General features: G+C 62.0%; 18 protein-coding genes and 1 riboswitch. Of the genes, 7 read left to right on the top strand and 11 right to left on the bottom strand.

Annotated features, from left to right (window positions below; translation table 11 throughout):
* Nucleotides 1–14: 14 nt before the first annotated feature.
* The 4 genes from JL474_RS20920 to JL474_RS20905 all read left to right on the top strand — a co-directional run bounded on the left by JL474_RS20920 (nt 15) and on the right by JL474_RS20905 (nt 3,221).
* Entirely contained in the window at nt 15–671 is a 657-nt protein-coding gene (locus JL474_RS20920) for an SPOR domain-containing protein (RefSeq protein ID WP_203143888.1), read from the top strand.
* A gap of 235 nt (nt 672–906) precedes the next feature.
* Nucleotides 907–1,437, top strand: a complete 531-nt coding sequence (gene hslV / locus JL474_RS20915; protein ID WP_123634167.1) for an ATP-dependent protease subunit HslV — start codon at nt 907–909, stop codon at nt 1,435–1,437.
* Between the two features lie 10 nt (nt 1,438–1,447).
* Complete coding sequence (gene hslU / locus JL474_RS20910; RefSeq protein WP_203143886.1) at nt 1,448–2,779, top strand: ATP-dependent protease ATPase subunit HslU; 1,332 nt, start codon at nt 1,448–1,450, stop codon at nt 2,777–2,779.
* A 61-nt stretch (nt 2,780–2,840) separates the two neighbouring features.
* Entirely contained in the window at nt 2,841–3,221 is a 381-nt protein-coding gene (locus JL474_RS20905) for a gamma-butyrobetaine hydroxylase-like domain-containing protein (RefSeq protein WP_123634165.1), read from the top strand.
* An 18-nt stretch (nt 3,222–3,239) separates the two neighbouring features.
* Here JL474_RS20905 and JL474_RS20900 read toward each other — a convergent pair whose 3' ends face one another.
* From JL474_RS20900 to JL474_RS20890, 3 genes are all read right to left on the bottom strand, one after another.
* The gene (locus JL474_RS20900) at nt 3,240–4,478 is read right to left on the bottom strand and encodes a patatin-like phospholipase family protein (protein ID WP_123634164.1); all 1,239 of its coding nucleotides are present in this window, start codon (nt 4,476–4,478) and stop codon (nt 3,240–3,242) included.
* A gap of 163 nt (nt 4,479–4,641) precedes the next feature.
* A complete protein-coding gene (gene ptsP / locus JL474_RS20895; RefSeq protein ID WP_203143884.1) occupies nt 4,642–6,924 on the bottom strand; it encodes a phosphoenolpyruvate--protein phosphotransferase in 2,283 nt (760 codons plus the stop codon).
* Nucleotides 6,925–6,930: 6 nt separating this feature from the next.
* Nucleotides 6,931–7,452 (bottom strand): RNA pyrophosphohydrolase, encoded by a 522-nt coding sequence (locus tag JL474_RS20890; RefSeq protein WP_123634162.1) that lies wholly within the window; start codon nt 7,450–7,452, stop codon nt 6,931–6,933.
* A gap of 263 nt (nt 7,453–7,715) precedes the next feature.
* Between JL474_RS20890 and JL474_RS20885 the strand changes: the two genes are divergently transcribed.
* Nucleotides 7,716–8,372 (top strand): histidinol-phosphatase, encoded by a 657-nt coding sequence (locus JL474_RS20885; protein WP_203143882.1) that lies wholly within the window; start codon nt 7,716–7,718, stop codon nt 8,370–8,372.
* A gap of 5 nt (nt 8,373–8,377) precedes the next feature.
* Nucleotides 8,378–9,508 (top strand): imelysin family protein, encoded by a 1,131-nt coding sequence (locus JL474_RS20880; protein ID WP_203143880.1) that lies wholly within the window; start codon nt 8,378–8,380, stop codon nt 9,506–9,508.
* Here JL474_RS20880 and JL474_RS20875 read toward each other — a convergent pair.
* From JL474_RS20875 to thiC, 7 genes are all read right to left on the bottom strand, one after another.
* A complete protein-coding gene (locus JL474_RS20875; RefSeq protein ID WP_203143878.1) occupies nt 9,488–10,681 on the bottom strand; it encodes a class I SAM-dependent rRNA methyltransferase in 1,194 nt (397 codons plus the stop codon). The genes JL474_RS20880 and JL474_RS20875 overlap by 21 nt on opposite strands.
* 98 nt (nt 10,682–10,779) lie before the next feature.
* Nucleotides 10,780–11,172, bottom strand: coding sequence for a glycine cleavage system protein GcvH (gene gcvH, locus JL474_RS20870; protein WP_123634158.1), 393 nt, complete (start codon nt 11,170–11,172; stop codon nt 10,780–10,782).
* Between the two features lie 72 nt (nt 11,173–11,244).
* Nucleotides 11,245–11,835, bottom strand: a complete 591-nt coding sequence (locus tag JL474_RS20865) for a YqiA/YcfP family alpha/beta fold hydrolase (RefSeq protein ID WP_203143876.1) — start codon at nt 11,833–11,835, stop codon at nt 11,245–11,247.
* Between the two features lie 5 nt (nt 11,836–11,840).
* A complete protein-coding gene (gene cpdA, locus JL474_RS20860; RefSeq protein ID WP_203143874.1) occupies nt 11,841–12,665 on the bottom strand; it encodes a 3',5'-cyclic-AMP phosphodiesterase in 825 nt (274 codons plus the stop codon).
* 131 nt (nt 12,666–12,796) lie between these two features.
* Nucleotides 12,797–13,285, bottom strand: a complete 489-nt coding sequence (locus JL474_RS20855; RefSeq protein ID WP_190294846.1) for a DUF1249 domain-containing protein — start codon at nt 13,283–13,285, stop codon at nt 12,797–12,799.
* Nucleotides 13,285–13,914 carry an ADP-ribose diphosphatase gene (nudF, locus tag JL474_RS20850; protein WP_203143872.1) on the bottom strand — a complete coding sequence of 210 codons (630 nt, stop codon included), beginning with the start codon at nt 13,912–13,914 and terminating at the stop codon, nt 13,285–13,287. The genes JL474_RS20855 and nudF overlap by 1 nt, the downstream gene beginning before the upstream one ends.
* Nucleotides 13,915–14,028: 114 nt before the next feature.
* Nucleotides 14,029–15,909, bottom strand: a complete 1,881-nt coding sequence (gene thiC, locus JL474_RS20845) for a phosphomethylpyrimidine synthase ThiC (protein ID WP_203143992.1) — start codon at nt 15,907–15,909, stop codon at nt 14,029–14,031.
* Nucleotides 15,910–16,029: 120 nt separating this feature from the next.
* Nucleotides 16,030–16,134: riboswitch (TPP riboswitch) on the bottom strand.
* A gap of 216 nt (nt 16,135–16,350) precedes the next feature.
* On the opposite strand from thiC, the gene JL474_RS20840 reads away from it, so the two are divergent.
* A complete protein-coding gene (locus JL474_RS20840) occupies nt 16,351–17,733 on the top strand; it encodes a TolC family outer membrane protein (RefSeq protein ID WP_203143869.1) in 1,383 nt (460 codons plus the stop codon).
* A gap of 42 nt (nt 17,734–17,775) precedes the next feature.
* On the opposite strand, the gene waaA is transcribed toward JL474_RS20840, so the two are convergent.
* Nucleotides 17,776–19,035, bottom strand: coding sequence for a lipid IV(A) 3-deoxy-D-manno-octulosonic acid transferase (gene waaA, locus JL474_RS20835; RefSeq protein WP_203143867.1), 1,260 nt, complete (start codon nt 19,033–19,035; stop codon nt 17,776–17,778).
* Between the last annotated feature and the right edge of the window lie 17 nt (nt 19,036–19,052).

The following is a 19,052-nucleotide window of genomic DNA, read 5'->3' as shown; positions in this document are numbered from 1 at the left end:
GAGGCCCATCACCGATGTCCCGTGATTACGCCAAGAAGTCCCGCCCCCAGGGCGCAGCAGCCACCAGCACCAGCCGGCCTGCGCCGCGACGGGCCAAAGGCACCCAAAAGCCGGAACGCAGCAAGAAGGCCAGCCCCCGGAAGCAGTCCGGCGGCCTGTCCCTGCGCTGGATACTGTCTCTCGCCCTGGTGGGCGGGTTCATTGGCTTCATTGCCTACCTGAACTCGCTGCCCGCGCCGGGCAACGGTCCGGCGGGGTCGTCCCGGGGCAGTCAGCCGGCACAGACGGCCAAAACCACCCCCAAGGCGGCACCGGCCCAGAAAGAGAAAAAGGAATCTTTCCAGTTCTACGACATGCTGCCGGAATCGGAAGTGGTACCACCCAAGGTGGAAGCCTACGACCCGGGACCAGCCCCGGCCGAACGCAAGTACCAGTACATGATCCAGACCGGCTCGTTCAAAGGCCGCAGCGATGCCGAGCGCCAACGCGCCCAGGTGGCCTTCCAGGGGCTGCACGCCTCCATCGAGCAGATCAAGCTGGACAGCGGCGTCATCTGGTACCGGGTCAACATCGGCCCGTTCGACTCCCGCAGCAAGATGAACAGCGTCGTCGACAAGCTGGTCAGCATCAATATCGAGCCTTTGGTCCGCAAGGTCCCCAAGGAAGGCTGATTCTCTGAGCCCGGTCGTGGCACGGCCGGGCAAACGTGACCCGGCTACCCACCGCCATCGTATGATTGCTGAATTGTCACGATGGGCCATCCCGTCTATCCCCTTGAAAATCACCCTGTCATAGCCATATCTAAGGAATCTCGAGGGGCCTCTGAATAAGCCCTGATCCTGCCCCCCTGTTCGGGACGTATTCAGAGGCACCTTCCCAACAGGCTCATTAGCACTTGGAGCTCACATGACAACGATTCTTTCTGTACGACGCGGCGACACGGTGGCCATGGGCGGTGACGGTCAGGTTTCCCTGGGCAACACCGTGATGAAAGGCAATGCCAGAAAAGTGCGCCGCCTGTACAACAACCAGGTCCTGGCCGGATTCGCCGGTGGCACGGCCGACGCCTTCACCCTGTTCGAGCGCTTCGAAGCGCAGCTGGAGAAGCATCAGGGCAACCTGACCCGGGCCGCCGTGGAACTGGCCAAGGATTGGCGAACGGACAGGGCCCTGCGACGACTCGAAGCCTTGCTGGCGGTGGCCGATCACACCGCCTCGTTGATCATCACCGGTAACGGGGACGTCATCGAACCCGAAGACAGCCTCATTGCCATTGGCAGCGGCGGGCCTTTTGCCCAGGCCGCCTCACGGGCACTGCTGGAAAACACAGAGCTCAAGGCGGACGAGATCGTCGAGAAGGGTCTCGACATCGCCGCTGACATCTGCATTTACACGAACCATAACCGCACGCTCGAAGTGCTGTCCGGCAAAGAGTGACGGAGCCATCATGTCTGCAATGACCCCTCGTGAAATCGTTCATGAACTCAACAAACACATCGTCGGCCAGGAGGAGGCCAAGCGGGCCGTCGCCGTTGCCCTGCGCAACCGCTGGCGTCGCATGCAGCTGGAACCGGCGCTGCGGGACGAAATCACGCCCAAGAACATCCTGATGATCGGCCCCACCGGTGTGGGCAAGACCGAGATCGCCCGTCGCCTGGCCAAACTGGCGGATGCACCCTTCCTGAAAGTGGAAGCCACCAAGTTTACCGAGGTGGGTTACGTGGGCCGCGATGTCGAGTCCATCGTGCGCGACCTGGCGGATATGGCCGTGAAGATGCTGCGTGAGAAAGAGATCAAGCGTAACGAGCATCGTGCCGAAGACGCCGCCGAGGATCGCATCCTGGACGCCCTGCTCCCACCGGCCCGCAGCTTCGAGGAAGACAGCCAGCGCTCCTCCGGCGACTCGTCCACCCGGCAGCTGTTCCGCAAGAAGCTGCGGGAAGGCGAGCTGGACGACAAGGAAATCGAAGTGGACCTGAGCAGCTCCGGCGCCGGCGTCGAAATCATGGCCCCGCCGGGCATGGAGGAGATGACCAGCCAGCTGCAGAACATGTTCTCCAGTATGTCCCGCGACAAAAAGAAGACCCGCAAGATGAAAGTCGCGGATGCCCTGGTCGCGGTACGCGAGGAAGAAGCCGCCAAGCTGGTCAATGAGGAAGAGATCAAGCAGAAGGCCATCCAGGTGGTGGAGCAGAACGGCATTGTCTTCATCGATGAAATCGACAAGGTGGCCAAGCGCTCCGAAAACGGCTCCGCGGACGTGTCCCGGGAAGGCGTGCAGCGCGACCTGTTGCCGCTGATCGAGGGCAGCACCGTGAGCACCAAGTTCGGCATGGTGCGCACCGATCACATCCTGTTTATCGCATCGGGCGCGTTTCACCTGTCCAAGCCATCGGACCTGATTCCCGAACTGCAGGGGCGCCTGCCGATTCGCGTCGAGCTGCAAGCGCTGACGCCGGAGGACTTCAAGCGAATCCTCACCGAGCCGGATGCGTCCCTGGTGCAGCAGTACGAAGCCCTGATGAACACCGAAGGTCTGCAGCTGAACTTCACCGCCGACGCCATAGAGCGGATCGCCCAGGTGTCCTGGAAGGTGAACGAGACCACCGAAAATATCGGTGCCCGTCGACTGCATACTGTGATGGAGCGCCTGCTGGAGACCATCTCGTTTGATGCGGGCGATTCATCCACCGGCGAATTCCAGGTTACGGCCGCCTACGTTGACGAAAAACTCGGCGATCTGTCCGAAGACGAAGACCTGAGCCGATATATCCTGTAAAACCTGTGGGAGGCGAGTCATTCGCCTCCCACTCCCCCAGTCACCGGTCGATGCCAACCCCATGTCCACCGAAGCCCAACGCCCCAGTGATATCCGCATCCGCAAACAGAGCCGCCTGCTCGTGCTCAGTTATGAGAATGGCGAAGTACTAGAACTGCCCTTCGAACTCCTGCGGGTCTATTCTCCGTCAGCTGAAGTTCGCGGTCATGGAGCCGGTCCCGGCACGTTGCAGACCGGCAAACGGGATGTACTGGTGACCGGTGCCGAAATGGTTGGCAACTACGCGATCAAATTGAGTTTCAGCGACGGCCACGATTCCGGTCTGTTCACCTGGGCCTATCTGCAGGAACTGGGAAGGGAGAAGTCCCGTTATTGGCAGGACTATCTGGACCGGTTGGACAAGGAAGGGGGTTCACGGGACGGTAGCGTCCGATACCACTGAGCCAGGGCCCACGAAAAACTACAGGGCCTTCTGCAGAATATCCGTCACATTGTCGATGCCTGAACTCAGGCGGTCACGCGCTGAGCGGCGACCTTTCGCCACATACAATGGCAGCATTTCCCCGTAAAGACTCGTACTGATGGTGCGCTGGTCGTCTTCCAGGCGATCGCGACGCAACCGGATGCCGTATGGCGCCAGCTTGGACTCCAATTGATCGGCCCGGGCCAGCAGATCACGGCGCGTCATCTGATAGGCATGCTCGCAAACCATCCGCCGCGACTGGAAGCTGAAGACGTTGGAGAAGAAGAGTTTGGCGTCGTCCCGGGTCGGTTCAAACAGCAGGATATCCTTGTCCGGATAATCCCGACCGTACTGGGCAATGCCCGACTGCATCCGCGAATAGACCATGGTGCGGTAGGTCTGGGCCAACACGTTGGGCATGCCCGCCTGGGTCAACGCGCCCGGCGTCATGGAACCGGCCCTTACGGCGGCGCTGGCGTCGATCGGCACTTGGGGATTGACCGCGAGCACCAGATCCGCGCCGTCCTCGAACGCCACCGAAGCGTGCAGCCCCTTGCGCAGGGTGCCATCCACGTAATAACGACCATCGATCTGCACCGGCACGTAGAGCCCCGGAGAGGCCGTACTGGCCTGGATCGCCCGTGAAATCGGAACGTGATCGAAACCGGGCGCCCCGAAACAGACCGCTTCCGTGCTCTCGACATCCGCCGCCACGATATAGAGACTGCGCCGTAATTGGCGGAAATCGTTGGTTCGGCCCAGCATGCTGAAGGTTCGGGCCAGATAATCGTTCAGCCCTTCGTTGTCGAACAACCCCGATGGTGCCGCCTGAGCCAGGATGGTCAACGCTTCCAGGAAGCTCTGGTCGTAGGGATTGTTGACGAAGCGGCCCATAGCGCTGGCCAGGAGCCCTGGCACCGCCATCAGGCGGCGCCCGATCTCGCGGAACGCCGGCCGGTAGAAGACTTCCGGGTGAAACGGATGCACTTCCGCCTCGTTCTTGACGAAGATCCGGCACAGCTGGGCGGTCGTCATCTGATTGGCCAAATTGGCGGCCACAAACGAGCCGGCGTTCACCCCGACATACACATCAAGGTCGTTGAAATCGATGCCGTCCAGCGCCTCGTCCAGCGCCCGCATGGCTCCGATCTCATAGATTCCCCCCAATGGGCCACCACCACCGAGGGCGAGGCCGATGCGGGGTTTGTCCTTAATGTCCGTCTTGTTTACAGCCATGTTTGCTCTTGCCTGACGCAGCGCCATTCAGGCGCCGCGATCGTCAATGTCCGCGCCAATTCCGCGGGGTGCGATGCCATCCAATAGATGCCTTGGACGTTAGCACCCGAATCTAGAATAAACACACTATAACGGCAGACCGCTCGCGATCGGCCGCCGCAAGTCAGCTACTGGCCGAGCGACCCGGGCGCAGATAGCGGCCGAACCCCGCGCTCCGGAGCGCCAGATCCACACAGCTGCGGATGACATGGGGCGAATCCAGATCCAGTACATCGTCCAGCAGCTTGCGGGCCCACATCGAATCGATACTGCGGATCACGGATTTGACCTTTGGCAGGTTGGCCGCATTCATGGACAACGCGTCGTAACCCATGGCCATCAGCAGCACCGCACCGCCGGGGTCTCCCGCCAGTTCGCCACAAATGCTGACGGGCGTACCGACGGCGTGGGCGTCGTCAACAATCTTGACCAACGCATGCAGGACCGCCGGATGGAACGAATGATACAGGGACGCCACCCGCGGGTTGTTGCGATCCACCGCCAGCAGGTACTGGGTCAGGTCGTTGGAACCCACCGACAGGAAATCGACCCGGTTGGACAGCTCGCGAATCTGGTAAACCGCCGCCGGAATCTCGATCATCACCCCCACCTTGGGCATGTGAATGTCGTAGCCTTCCTCACGGACCTCGTGGTAGACCCGATAAATCAGGTGCAGTGACTCCTCGACCTCGGACACGTTACTGATCATCGGCAGCATGATGCGCAGGTTGTTGAGCCCTTCGCTGGCCTTGAGCATCGCCCGCACCTGCACCAGGAAAATTTCCGGATGGTCCAGGGTGACGCGGATCCCCCGCCAGCCCAGGAACGGGTTTTCCTCGCTGATCGGGAAATAGGTCAGCGCCTTGTCGCCGCCGATGTCCAGCGTGCGCATGGTGACGTCGTTGGGGGCGAAGGCTTCCAGCTGCTCGCGGTAATACTCCCGCTGCTCCTGCTCCGACGGGAAGCGCTCGTTGATCATGAACGGCACTTCGGTGCGGTACAGGCCAATGCCTTCCGCGCCGTGGCTCAGTGAGCGCACCACGTCGGTCATCAGACCGGTATTGACCAGCAGCGAGACGCGCACACCATCGGTGGTTACACAGGGCTTGTCACGCAGCTCTTCGAGGCCGCGGAACAGCGCCGCTTCCTCTTCACAGATTTCCTGGTAGAACGAGCGCAGGTCCGCGGACGGCGAGGCGTAGATTTGCCCCTCGAAACCATCCACGATCAATTCCCGGCCGTCCAGCTGATTAACGGGCATATCGATCATGCCCATCACGGTCGGCACTCCCATTGCCCGGGCCAGGATCGCCACATGGGAGTTGCTGGAGCCACGCACCGAAACCAGGCCCACCAGCTGGCCCCGGGGCACTTCGCCCAGCATGGCCGGCGTCAGCTCATCGCTGACCAGCACGGTCTTCTCGGGGTAGTTCAGTGCCTGGTGATCGCCCTCCTGAAGGTGCGACAGCAGTCGGCGCCCCAGGTCCCGGATGTCCACCGCCCGTTCACGCAGGTACAGGTCACCCATCATTTCAAAGTGCCGCACGTACTGCTGCACCACCTGCTTGAGGGCACCCTGGGCCCATTGGCCGTCGGCGATGCGGTTCATGACTTCGGCGGGCAGCGCGTTGTCGTCCAGCATGCGCAGATAGACTTCAAACAGGGCCTGCTCTTCCGGACGCAGTTGCGGCGCCAGCCGTTCCGCGACCAGCTGTATGTCCTCTCGCACCGCGCCAACCGCCTGCAGGAACAGCTCCCGCTCAGCGTCCGGATCGTCAACGGCCTTGTCCGGCACGGCATCCAGATCCGCCGGCGGATACACCACCACGCCCTGACCAATCGCCACGCCGGGGGCACCAGCCACGCCCTTGAAGCTGATGTCATGCGCTTCCTGACCGGTCAGCGACAGGCCGCTGATGGCCCCGGTGGCTTCACTATGGGCGATGACCCCCGCCAACTGGGCAGAAATCGTAACCAGAAAGGCCTCTTCGCCCTCGTCGAAGCAACGCGAACTTTCCCGCTGCTGGACGACAAGCACGCCAAGCACCCGGCGATGGTGAATGATGGGAACCCCGAGAAACGAACGGAAACGCTCCTCACCGGTCTCCGGGAAATAGCGGTAACGGGGATGGGCCGTGGCGTCTTCCAGATTGATGGGCTCCTCCCGGGAACCCACCAGGCCAATCAGGCCCTCGGAATGCGCCATACTGACCCGACCGACGGCCTCCTTATAGAGACCCTCGGTGGCCATGAGGATGTAGCGATTGGAGTCAGGATCCAGCAGGTAGACGGAACAGACTTCGGTTCCCATGGCACGCTGCACACCGGAGACAATGATTTCCAGGGCTTCCTGCAAGTCCCGGGCACCATTGACTTCCTGAACGATACTTCGCAGCGTGCTCAACATAGACCGTTAATCCATCCTGTCCGAGAACGGCGGCGATCCCTGCCACCGTTCCATATTGTGGAATAATCGCGGGGCCAGCTCGCGCAGGGCCCGCCGGTAAACCTCCCGCTTGAACGACACCACCTGTCCCAGCGGATACCAGTAACTGACCCATTGCCAACCGTCGAATTCCGGAGAATCCGTCCTGTCGACGCAGACACTGGCGTCGGGAGATAACAACCTCAGCAGGAACCATTTCTGTTTTTGCCCGATGCAGACCGGGTGCGAATGGTGGCGAACCATTCGCCGGGGCAGACGATACCTCAGCCAGCCGCGGGTACAGCTGATGATTTCCACATCCCGCTGCCCCAGCCCGACTTCTTCGCCCAGCTCGCGATAGAGCGCTTCCTCAGGGGATTCATTGTTGTCGATCCCCCCCTGGGGAAACTGCCATGCGTCCTGTCCGATGCGTCTTGCCCAGAGAACTTCTCCCCGATCATTGGCCAGAATGATTCCGACGTTGGGTCTGAAACCGTCGGAGTCGATCACCGTTATATACCTATCTGAATTTTTCAGCAGCGGCCCTACTATCAGGCTGACCGGTTCGGATGACGTCTCGCGCTATCCGCCGTCGCCGTGTTGATGATAAAGGCCCGCAATTTGCCTAAGTTGCCTTCATTCTTGCAGAAAGCGTACCGGCGGGCAAACTGCGCCTGTTGCCCTACAACATGCTAGAATTCGGCCCCTTTCAGAACGTCTCCGGGCGAACTGGCAGGCTACTCCGAACACTGTGATTTGAGGGGATACTCAGCTTGACGCTTGCGATCTTTGATCTGGACAACACGCTCATCAACGGTGACAGCGACCACGCCTGGGGCGACTTTCTCGTCTCGGAAGGGATTGTCGACGCCGGGGAATACGAGGCCGCCAACAATCGTTTCTACCAGGATTACCTGAACGGCGACCTGGACATCTACCGCTACCTGGCGTTTGCCCTCGAACCCCTGACCCGGCACGAACCGGACGTCCTGCACCAACTGCGCCAACGTTTCGTCGAGGAACGGGTACGCCCGATGCTGCTGGAAAAAGCCTTCGAACTGCTGGAGCAACACCGGCGCCAGGGACACTACCTGCTGATCATCACCGCCACCAACCGCTTCGTCACACAGCCGATCGCCGATCTGCTGGGCGTGGACGACCTGATCGCCACGGAACCGGAATGGAAGGATGGCCGCTATACCGGGCAGGTTGCCGGAGTCCCCAGCTTCCAGGCCGGCAAAGTCACCCGCCTCAGCGCCTGGCTGGAGCAGCACAAGCGCACCGCCGGTGATGCCTGGTTCTACAGCGATTCGCACAACGACGTGCCGTTGCTGGAACAGGTGGCCCATCCGGTCGTTGTCGACCCGGACCCGAAACTGGCAGATCTCGCCCGGGAGCGGGACTGGCCCATTATTACCCTCAGGGATTGAACGGCATGGCAAGGATGGCAAACCGCGGGCTCATTGTTTTGCTCGGTGCCGGCATGCTGATCGCCGGGTGCTCCGACAAGACGCCCGCCGACAAGGACGCTGAACAAAACGAAGCGGCGGCGCCGGCCGCCCGAATCCCCCAGCCGCTGCAGGACGGCGTCGAGCAAACGACCACCGCCGCCTGCAAGGCGGCAGACACCCTGAATAACGCCATTACCGGGTTTCTCGACGCGCCGAGCGACGACAACCTGGAAACCGCCCGGCAAGCCTGGCGCGAGGCCCACAGCGATTACCGCCAGCTGGCCTTTCTTTACGCGCTGGCCGGACAGTCCATGCCCCAGCAGCATAACGACCGGGATCCGATCGACGCCCATCCCCTGCTTCCCGGCTATCTGGACCAGGTGCCCGGCTACCCCCACAGTGGACTCACCTACTCGGAGGTTCCACTGACGCCGGATTACCTGCGCAAGGAGCATCAATCCACTGACTTCTATTACCTGACCCTGGGTTTCCATCCGCTGGAAAGCCTGCTCTGGCCGGCCGGCACGGACGGCATTGACGAGACGATCCAGCGTTACCGGCTGCCGAAAACGACGCCGGAGGAAACGGTCAATGCGCCCGAGCGGCGCCACGACCTGCTACGCCTGATCGCCAATGTGCTGGACCGGGACGTCAAGACCCTGTGCAATGCGCAAAACACGGCGTATCTCGTGACCGGCCTGGCGGCGTTCGACAACCACCCCGGCCGCGCGGCTGCGGCGCTCGACAAGCGCTTGGGTGCCACGATTGGCCAGCCACTTACCGCCTGGAGTCAGTCACCCGACGGCGAAGACCATAACGGCATGCCGGTGGGCCACAGCCCTGAAGCGGCGACGGATTTCCGCGAATTAGCCGCGCTTGTGCGCCACCTGTCTGCGAAGTGGACCGATGTCCTGCTGGACGGGACGGATGCAGTGAGCACGCTCAATCAGCAAATGCAGGCTTTAGCGACGCAACTGGAGGCGATCGATATGACCCAGGTACCGATTCATACCGATGCCCTGGAAGCAGCGCAACAGGCCCTGGCTCAGGTCCGCGAGACGCTGGCCAGGATCAGCCTGAAGGCGCCGGTAGCCTCAGAGGAAGCCGGTGAGTGAGCGGACGAAGCAGCTCTTGATGTAGTCGGTTTCCGGGATGCCCGGAATCACCGGGTGATCCGGGGCCTGATGCCCCTGCTCCAGCAGTTGCACGAAACGATCGATGCGCCGGCCACTGCCGCGGATGATGTCCACCAGACGATCCGTGGACAGGTGCATGGAGCAGGAAGCCGAGACTAACAGACCGTCTCGCTCCAATAGCCGCAACCCGAGTTGGTTGAGCCGCGCATAGGCCTGCTCCCCGGCTTTCTGGTCACGCCGGCGTGGGATCAGGGCCGGCGGGTCCAGCACCACGATGTCGTACTTTTCTTTCTGGTCGCACAGGTCCTTGAGCACGGCGAAGGCATCGCCTTCCAGCGTGTCCACGTTGTCGAGCCCGTTCAGCCGGGCGTTCTCGCCGACGCTCTCCAGGGCCTGCGCGGAGCTGTCGACGCAGGTGACCTGACCCGCACCGGCCGCCGCGGCCTGAATGCCCCAGCCCCCGACATAACTGAACACATCGAGCACCCGCTTGCCCGGCGCATAGGCCTGCAGGCGCCGGCGATTCATGCGGTGATCGTAGAACCAGCCGGTTTTCTGGCCGGTCGCCAGCGGCGCCTTGAACAGCACGCCGTTTTCCTCCACGGCCAGGTGTTCCGGCAAGTCGCCCAGCGCGGCGGACACATAGCTGTCCAGCCCTTCCACCTCACGCATCTTGCCGTCGTTCTTGAAGACGATGGAACGCGGGTGCACCAGCTTCTGGATCGCACGCACCAGGGATTCGCTCAGCGTCTCCATTCCCGCGGTGGATATCTGGACCACCACGACATCGTCAAAACGATCGATCACCAGTCCGGACAACCCATCGGCATCCCCAAACACCCAGCGGTAGAAGGGACGCTCGAAGAGGCGTTCGCGCAGGTGCAGCGCCGTTTCCAGCCGCTCGCTGAGACGCTGCGGCGTCATGCCCTGCTCCGGGTTGCGACTGATCAGTCGCCCGCAGATCAAGGCATGGGGGTTCACGAACAGCGTCCCCAGGGGCTTGCCATTGGCGGCTATCAGAGTCGCCTGATCACCGGGCTGAAACGCGGTCAGCGGCGAACGCTTGGTATCGACCTCATTGCTGTAGATCCAGAGGTGTCCGGCGCGAATACGCCGCTCTGCGCCCTTGCGCAGAAAAAGCTGGGAGAACATAGGCAGACCACAACCAAAGATGGGAAAGTGGCGGAATTATACGGAGGCAGACTGCCCGGGGACAGTCGGGATTTCCCCGGGCAGTCATTCAGAGGAGGTTACTCGGTATCGGCAACCAGGTCGGCGTAGGCGTCGGCCTCCATCAGACCATCCAGCTCACCGCTGTCACTCAGGCGAACCTTGAACAGCCAGCCTTCGCCATAGGGGTCTTCATTGAGCTTTTCCGGCTCCTCTTCGAGGCTCTCGTTCACCTCGATCACCTCGCCGCTGACCGGACTGAAGACGTCGGAGGCGGATTTGACCGATTCGGCCACACCGGCTTCCTCGCCGCCGTTGACGGTGGCGCCCACTTCCGGCAGCTCGACGAAAACCACGTCACCGAGCTGGTCCTGGGCGAAGTCGGTGATCCCGACCGTCGCGGTGCCGTCACCGGCCACACGAACCCACTGATGCGTTTCGATGTACTTCAGGTCCGTAGGGATCTGACTCATGATGGGATGTCCTTGTTTGCATTTTCCCGGGAGTTTACCGCAATTGCGGGCCGGCACTGAATAGCCGTCGCGTCAGACCGCCGCCATGCCAAGGAATGCCAGCGCAGCTGGCAGGACCCGCGGGAAATCCTGGAAACGGTGATCGCCGCCTGGCTGCAACCACGTGGGCGCACCGTCGTAGCGGGCGACCGCTTCGCGGAAATCCAGGGTCTCATCGGCCGTCTGCAGCATCACCATGAAGTGCTCGGGGTTCACCAGTGGTCCCGGGTCCATGGCCTGCAGCTGGTGCATGTGCGCCTCCGTCACTTCGAAGCGCTCGCCGGTGTACAGGTTTTCCTGCACGCCCAGGTAGGGCCGCAGCAAATTGTAGGGCGCCACCGCCGGGTTGATCAGGACCGCCCGCAAACCGTGCCGGGCCGCTACAACAGTGGCGTAGTAGCCGCCGAGTGAGCTTCCCATCAGACCGCAGGGGCGATCGCCGGCTTCCGCCACCGCCTGCTCGACATGGGCAACCGCCTCGTCCGGCGAAAAGCCAAGCTCGGGCACCACCAGTTCCACGGGCAGGCCGCTGTCGGCCAGCCATTCTCTCAGTTCGGTGACTTTCTGGGATTGGGGCGAACTTCTGAATCCATGCAGATAAATCAGGCGGGGTTGTTCGGGCATAACGATCAATAACCGTGGCTGTTGAGGTCCACAGTGTACGCGTAATCCTCCGCGCGACGCACGTGCGAGGCCAGCGAGCCATCCGGGTACAGCGCCAGCCAGCGGTAACCGGGAGCCTTGTCGTCCAGGGAGAAATCCGTCGAACCGGGGGCAAACTGTATGCAGGTCGACGGTGTTGCCATCAGGCGCAGGCCATCACGATCGTCATCCCAGGCCTGGTGGATGTGGCCCCAGAGCAATCCGCGCACCTGTGAATGCCCGGCCAAGACGCGGTAGAGGGCGTCGCGGTTGACCAGCCCGATATCGGCCATCCAGCTGCAATCGATGTCCACCGGATGATGATGGAAGGTCACGAGCGTGGGGGTGTCCGGGTATTCGGCGAGACAATCGCGCAGGAAATCCAGCTCGCCGTCCGCCAGTTGCCCGTGTACCTGCCCGGGGACCGAAGAGTCGAGGCAGATCACCTGCCAACCGCCCGCCAGCACCCGGCGTTCGTCGGCTCCGGTCCCGGCGATGACCTTGCGCATGGCTGCGGCATCGTCGTGGTTTCCAGGAAACCAGATCACCGGACAGGTGAAACCGGACATGAGCCGCTGGAACAGCCGGTAAGCGGCCTCGGAACCGTCCTGTGAGATATCGCCACTGGCCAGCACCAGATCCGGGGCGGCGACTTCGGCCTCCGCCGCCAGCGCCAGCACCGCTTCAAGACTTTCCCGGGTATTCATGCCCAACAATACGCCGTCGGGATCCGCCATGAGGTGGGGATCGGTGATCTGCAGGATCCGCAGCGGAGCGGACGATGGCTTGTCAGACGGAACAGGGGAAGGCATGAACGGGCCGCGACTCCAGGATGAATGATATCCATTAACAACGGTATTGACCGAGATAGTAGCGGATAGTTTGCACAATTTCCTGAAGGACTGTCACATTCGACGTCGCCGCCGTATCAAAGGCCGGAGGCTCAGTCGGTCAGCGGCCAGGCAATACGGTCGGCGGGCACATGGCCAAAACGCAGGCAGAAATCCAGCCAGTCCGCCAGGAAGGCGTTGACCTGGGTTTTCTCGTCCGGGTGGTGCATGAACCGGTTGGGGTAGTCGTTAATCGCTTCGATGCGGTTGTAACGGTAGCAGCTGATCACTTCCGCCATGCCGGCGTCGTGGTAGACGCGGACCGTCAGGTGCGGATCGTTGAGCCAGCGCCCGGCGTTGTGGATCTGTTCCAACAGCAGCGTTTCGGTGAATCGGGACTGCTGCAATTGCTCAATGCGGACCCGGCCGAAGTAGGCGTCACCGTCGCGCAATTCGAACTCCGCCACGTCGGGCTGCGACTCCGCCAACAGGCGCAACCGCCGGATCCGGCCATAGTTCCCCTCGCACAGCGCGCCGAAGCGTCTGAGGTCGGGCACATAGGCTTTCTTGCGCCGCAGGGGCATTTCCGCGTTCTCTGACATCAGGACCACTCTTGCTTCAATCTCTGCCGCTGCATGGCCAGCCACTGCAGGGCGATAATGGCGGCGGCGTTATTGATCCGCCCATCCGCTATCATACGCAAAGCCTCATCCGCCGCCATTACATGCGCGCGAATATCTTCATGCTCTGCCTCAATTCCGTACAGCCCACCGGCGCCGGACGCGTCCACCTGACCACAGAACAGAGACACCATCTCAGTGGTGCCTCCCGGCGACACCAGGTAGTGGCAGATTTTCTCCAGCCGCTTGAACGTCAGCCCGGCTTCTTCCTCCGCTTCCCGGTTGGCCACGTCTTCCGGTGTTTCACCGGGCTCGTCCATGCCGGCCACCAGTTCCAGCAGCCAGGGCGACTGGTTCCGCCCCAGGGCACCGGGGCGGAACTGTTCCAACAATACGACTTCGTCGCGAACGGGATCATAGGGCAACACACAGGTGGCGTCCCCACGCTGAAAAATCTCCCGATCGAAGGCTTCGGTGAAACCACCGGCAAAGCGGGCGTGGCGCAGTCGCAACCGCTCCATGCCGAAGAAGCCCTTGAACAGGGTTTCCCGACTTTCGATTTCGACGTCTTCAGCACCGAACTGGAACGGAGCAACCTTTTGCTCTGACATGATTCACCTGTTTGGGAGAGTGAAGCCGAACAATAGAAGGCCGGCGCCCGGATTGGCAAGTCCCCTGGCAGGCGACAGGCCCTGCCCGACCGGACAGGGCCCAGGGTGGCGCCGTCAGACCTTGTTGTAGATCTTCGCGCCGCCGTCCACGAACTGCCGCGACTTGTCCCGCATGCCCTGTTCGATGGCATCCCGGGTTTCCAGCCCCTGCTCTTTCGCGTAGTCACGCACTTCCTGGGTGATCTTCATGGAACAGAACTTGGGCCCGCACATGGAGCAGAAGTGCGCCACCTTGGCCGAATCCTTGGGCAGGGTTTCATCGTGATAGGCGCGCGCCGTGTCCGGGTCGAAGCCGAGGTTGAACTGGTCTTCCCAGCGGAACTCGAACCGGGCCCGGGACAGGGCATCGTCCCGCACCTGCGCCCCCGGATGCCCCTTGGCCAGATCGGCGGCGTGGGCGGCGATCTTGTAGGTGATGATGCCGGTTTTCACGTCGTCCTTGTTGGGCAGCCCCAGGTGTTCCTTGGGCGTGACGTAGCACAGCATGGCGCAGCCGTACCAGCCGATCATGGCGGCGCCGATGCCGGAGGTGATGTGGTCGTACCCCGGCGCAATGTCGGTCACCAGCGGGCCCAGGGTGTAGAACGGGGCTTCGTCGCAGCAATCGAGCTGCTTATCCATGTTTTCCTTGATCAGGTGCATGGGCACGTGCCCTGGCCCTTCAATCATCACCTGGACGTCGTGCTTCCAGGCAATCTTGGTTAATTCACCCAGAGTCTCCAACTCGCCGAACTGGGACTCGTCGTTGGCATCAGCGATACAGCCGGGCCGCAGGCCATCGCCCAGACTGAAGGAGACGTCGTAGGCCTTCATGATCTCGCAGATCTCTTCGAAATGCGTATACAGGAAACTTTCCTGGTGATGCGCCAGACACCACTTGGCCATGATGGACCCACCGCGGGAAACAATACCGGTGACCCGTTTCGCCGTCAGCGGGACGTGGTGCAACCGCACACCGGCGTGGATGGTGAAGTAGTCAATGCCCTGCTCCGCCTGCTCGATCAGCGTGTCGCGGAAGATCTCCCAGGTCAGGTCTTCGGCCACGCCGTTCACTTTTTCCAGCGCCTGATAAATCGGCACAGTGCCGATCGGGACCGGCGAGTTGCGGATGATCCACTCGCGGGTTTCGTGGATATTCTTGCCGGTGGACAGATCCATCACGGTATCGGCGCCCCAGCGGATGCCCCAGGTGAGCTTCTCCACCTCTTCCTCGATGGACGAACTGACCGCCGAATTCCCGATGTTGCCGTTGATCTTCACCAGGAAGTTGCGGCCGATGATCATCGGCTCCAGTTCCGGATGATTGATGTTGGCGGGAATGATCGCCCGGCCACGAGCGATTTCCTCCCGCACGAATTCCGGGGTGATCTCGGCCGGCATGGCCGCCCCGTGGGACTGCCCCGGATGCTGGCTGTCGAGCCAGCCTTTGGCCCGGGCTTCCTGGAGTTTCATGTTCTCGCGGATGGCGACGAATTCCATCTCCGGCGTGATGATGCCCTGGCGGGCGTAATGCATCTGGCTGACGTTACGACCTGGCTTCGCCCGCAACGGTTTGCGTCGTTCTTCGAACCGCAGCACGTCCAGCGTCGGATCTTTCAGGCGCCGCAAGGTGTACTGGGAGGAATAGCCTGGCAAGGTTTCCGTGTCGTCACGCTCGTCGATCCACGACTGGCGAATCGGCGCCAGACCCTGCCTCAGATCAATAAGGACCTGCGGATCGGTGTAGGGCCCGGAGGTGTCGTAAACCACCAGCGGCTCGTTGGCGTGCCTTCCGCTGTCGGTCACGCTGTCACTCAGACTGATTTCCCGCATCGGCACCCGCAGGTCCGGGCGACTTCCGGTTACGTAGATTTTACGGGAACAGGGCAGCGGCTGAACCGCAGCCTCATCAACGGCGGCGGCATCCTTCAGGAATTCGATGCTCTCGGTAGTCATCATGGCGTCCCTCTTGTCGGGGCCGATCCGGTGGATCGACGGCAAAGTGTCCTGGTTGGACGGGGCGCGTTTGACGAGGAGAGATCCGGGCACAACACCGGCATAAAGCCTGAATTGCACTGGACAGCTTGTCTTAGATTCCTACGCCGGTATTAACCGGATCAGGTTCGCGGGTTTTGCCCTGGGCAATCTCAGCCGGTTTTTCCGGCACCCCGTCAAGACGCATTTGAGTGATCGACCCAAGGGCTCGCAAACCGCACTGTACAGTGCGTACAGGCCCTTAAAGGTGATTTTCGCAAGTGTAGAGATCAGATGGATTTTTGTCCATAATGAGGTCCGCTCCCTCGAGCCTCCCGACTTCTGTCCAGTACGACCGACGCGCAGGTCCGCGGACCACACTCAGGGATGAGGCTCCCTAACCAAGCACAGGCAGGAGAATCCATGAAGAAATCCGTGCTCACCGGTCTGGTCGGACTGCTGGTTGTCCAGCCGGCCATGGCGACCGACCTCATCGATGCTTATGAGAAGGCACTGGCCTATGACTCCGGCATTGCGTCCGCCCGGGCCTCCTACGAAGCCCAGCAGGCGAACGTCGAGGTCACCCGAAGCCAGCTCCTGCCGAAGATCGATGCCTACGGTAACGCCCAGCACATCGATACCGATGGCCCACGAACCGACGACTCCTACAAGTCCTACGGCTACGGCGTGGAACTGACCCAACCGCTGTTCCGTGCCGAGAACTGGTTTAACTACGACGCCAGTCAGTTCCAGAGCGAAAGCGCCCGGGCCGATTACAGCCTGGCCCAGCAGCAGCTGATCCTGGACGTGGCCACCGCCTACTTCAACGTGCTGCGCGCCGAGGACAACCTGACCACAGTGCGCGCCGCCGAAGCCGCCTTCGAGCGTCAGTACGACCAGGCGCAGGAACGTTTCGACGTAGGCCTGATCGCCATCACCGAAGTGTATGAATCCCGCGCCAGCTACGACGCCAGCAAGAGCGAGCGGATTTCCGCCGAAAGCGATCTGGACATCGCGCGCGAACAGCTGAGCCGACTGATCGGCGAGAATGCCGGCGACCTGGAAAACCTGCAGCAGGAATTCCCGCTCTCCCGCCCGCAGCCAACCGACCCGGCCGCCTGGGAAAAAATCGCCCTGCAACAGAACTGGCGCGTGCAGTCAGCCGCCTACACGCTCCAGGCCAACCGGTCGCTGCTGGATGTGGCCAAAGCCGGGCACTATCCGACCCTCGATCTGAGCGCCAAATACGGCAACACCGAGTTGGACGGCGTTGGCCAGGTCTCGCCCAACCAGAGCACCGTCGATGGTACGACAACCGAAGGCGTGTTGGCCCTGCAACTGAACGTTCCGCTGTATGAAGGTAACGGCACCGAAGCCAGTATCCGTCAGCAGCGCGCGCAGTTGGAAGCCTCGGACCAGAATCTCAAGACGGTACGCCGTGATGTCAGCGTAAATGCGCGCAGTTTCTACCGCACGGTCAACTCCAACATCGAGACGGTCAATTCCCAGGAGCAAAGCATTGTGTCCCGCCGCAGTGCACTGGATGCGACCCGCGCCGGTTACGAGGTGGGCACACGCAACATCGTGGAAGTGCTGGATGCCGAGCGGAACTACTACGAGTCTCTGCGTGATTACGCCAACGCCCGCTACGACTACGTGGTGAACACGCTGAACCTGAAACTGGTGGCCGGCACCCTGAGCCCGCAGGATCTGGTGGATCTCAACCGCTGGCTGAGCAGTTCGGCGCCGGGCATCGGTGCCATCGCCAACGACACCAAGACCGTCGACCCGACCAAATCGCCCTAAACTGTGACTCGCTGGCGCTCTATGTCCGGGCGCCAGCATCCCCTACCCCAGCTTTTCGACAATCCCGTCCACCACGCGCTTCAACGCCCCGCGATTGGCATCGACCACGGCCAGCGCGTTGGTTCCCAGCTGTTGGCGATAATCTGAATCCGCGAAACCGCGGCCGAGCGCATCCGCCAGCTCACTTGAATCCTGAACACGGACCAGCCCCGCCCCGCTCTCCAGCCGCTCATAGATGTCATCGAAATTGAACACATGAGGCCCGGTCACAACCGGCATGCCCCAGGCCGCCGGCTCCAGCGGATTGTGCCCGCCCCGCTCGATCAGCGAGCCACCGACGAAAGCCACATCCGCCGCGCCATAGAGCATCATGAGCTCCCCCATGGTATCGGCCAGATACACCTGGCAATCCGACGCATCGCCGCCCTCGGAGCGGCGCACCAAGCCCAGATTCCGCTGACGGACCAGAGCCGCTACGTCGTCGAATCGCTCCGGGTGTCGGGGCACCAACACCAGCAGGGCGTCACGGGTGCCAGCCAGCACCTGCTGGTGCGCGTCCAGAATCTGCTCATCCTCACCTTCATGGGTGCTGGCAGCGATCCAGACCGGTCGCTCCCCGCCCAGCTGTGACCGCAGAGTCGCGGCCGCCTGCCGCAAGGCATCGGTGACCTCCACATCGAATTTGACGCTTCCGGTAATGGAGACCGAATCCGCTCTTGCGCCGGTTTCGACGAAACGCTGGGCGTCGCCGTCTGCCTGGGCGGCAATCCAGTCGATCTGCCGCAGGAGCTGTCGGCTGGCCCCAGGCAAGCGCTGGTAACTGCGGGCGGAGCGCTCGGAAAGCCGCGCATTGATCAGATAGACCGGCGTGCCGGCGGCGGCGGTCTGGTAGATCATGTTCGGCCAGAGTTCCGTTTCCATAATGACCAGGGCCTGTGGCCGGGCCCGCCGCAGGAAACGACGTACCGAGCCCGGCGTATCGTAGGGCGAATAGGCGTAGCGCACACGATCCCCGAAAAGAGCGTTGGCACGCGCCCGGCCGGTGGCTGTCATGGCGGTCATCAGAATGCGGGCGTCAGGCCGGCGCGCCAGCAGGGAGCGCACCAGTGGCGCTGCGGCAATCGTCTCCCCGACCGATACCGCATGCACCCAAATCACCGGTTTGTCGCTGCGCGGGATCAGGCCGATCCGGTCCTGCCAGTGTGCAACGGCTTCAGGCGTCGTCCGCCCTTGCCACCACAGTCGTATGAGCACGAATGGCAGGATCAGGCGAAAAAGGGTGGAATAGACGAAACGCAGCATCAGCACTCCAGTGCAGG

The sequence above is a fragment of the Marinobacter mangrovi genome (genome assembly GCF_016798325.1).
Classification (GTDB): Bacteria; Pseudomonadota; Gammaproteobacteria; order Pseudomonadales; family Oleiphilaceae; genus Marinobacter_A; species Marinobacter_A mangrovi.
The sequence above is the reverse complement of the archived record's forward strand: the minus strand, read 5'-3'. Positions and strand labels throughout refer to the sequence as shown.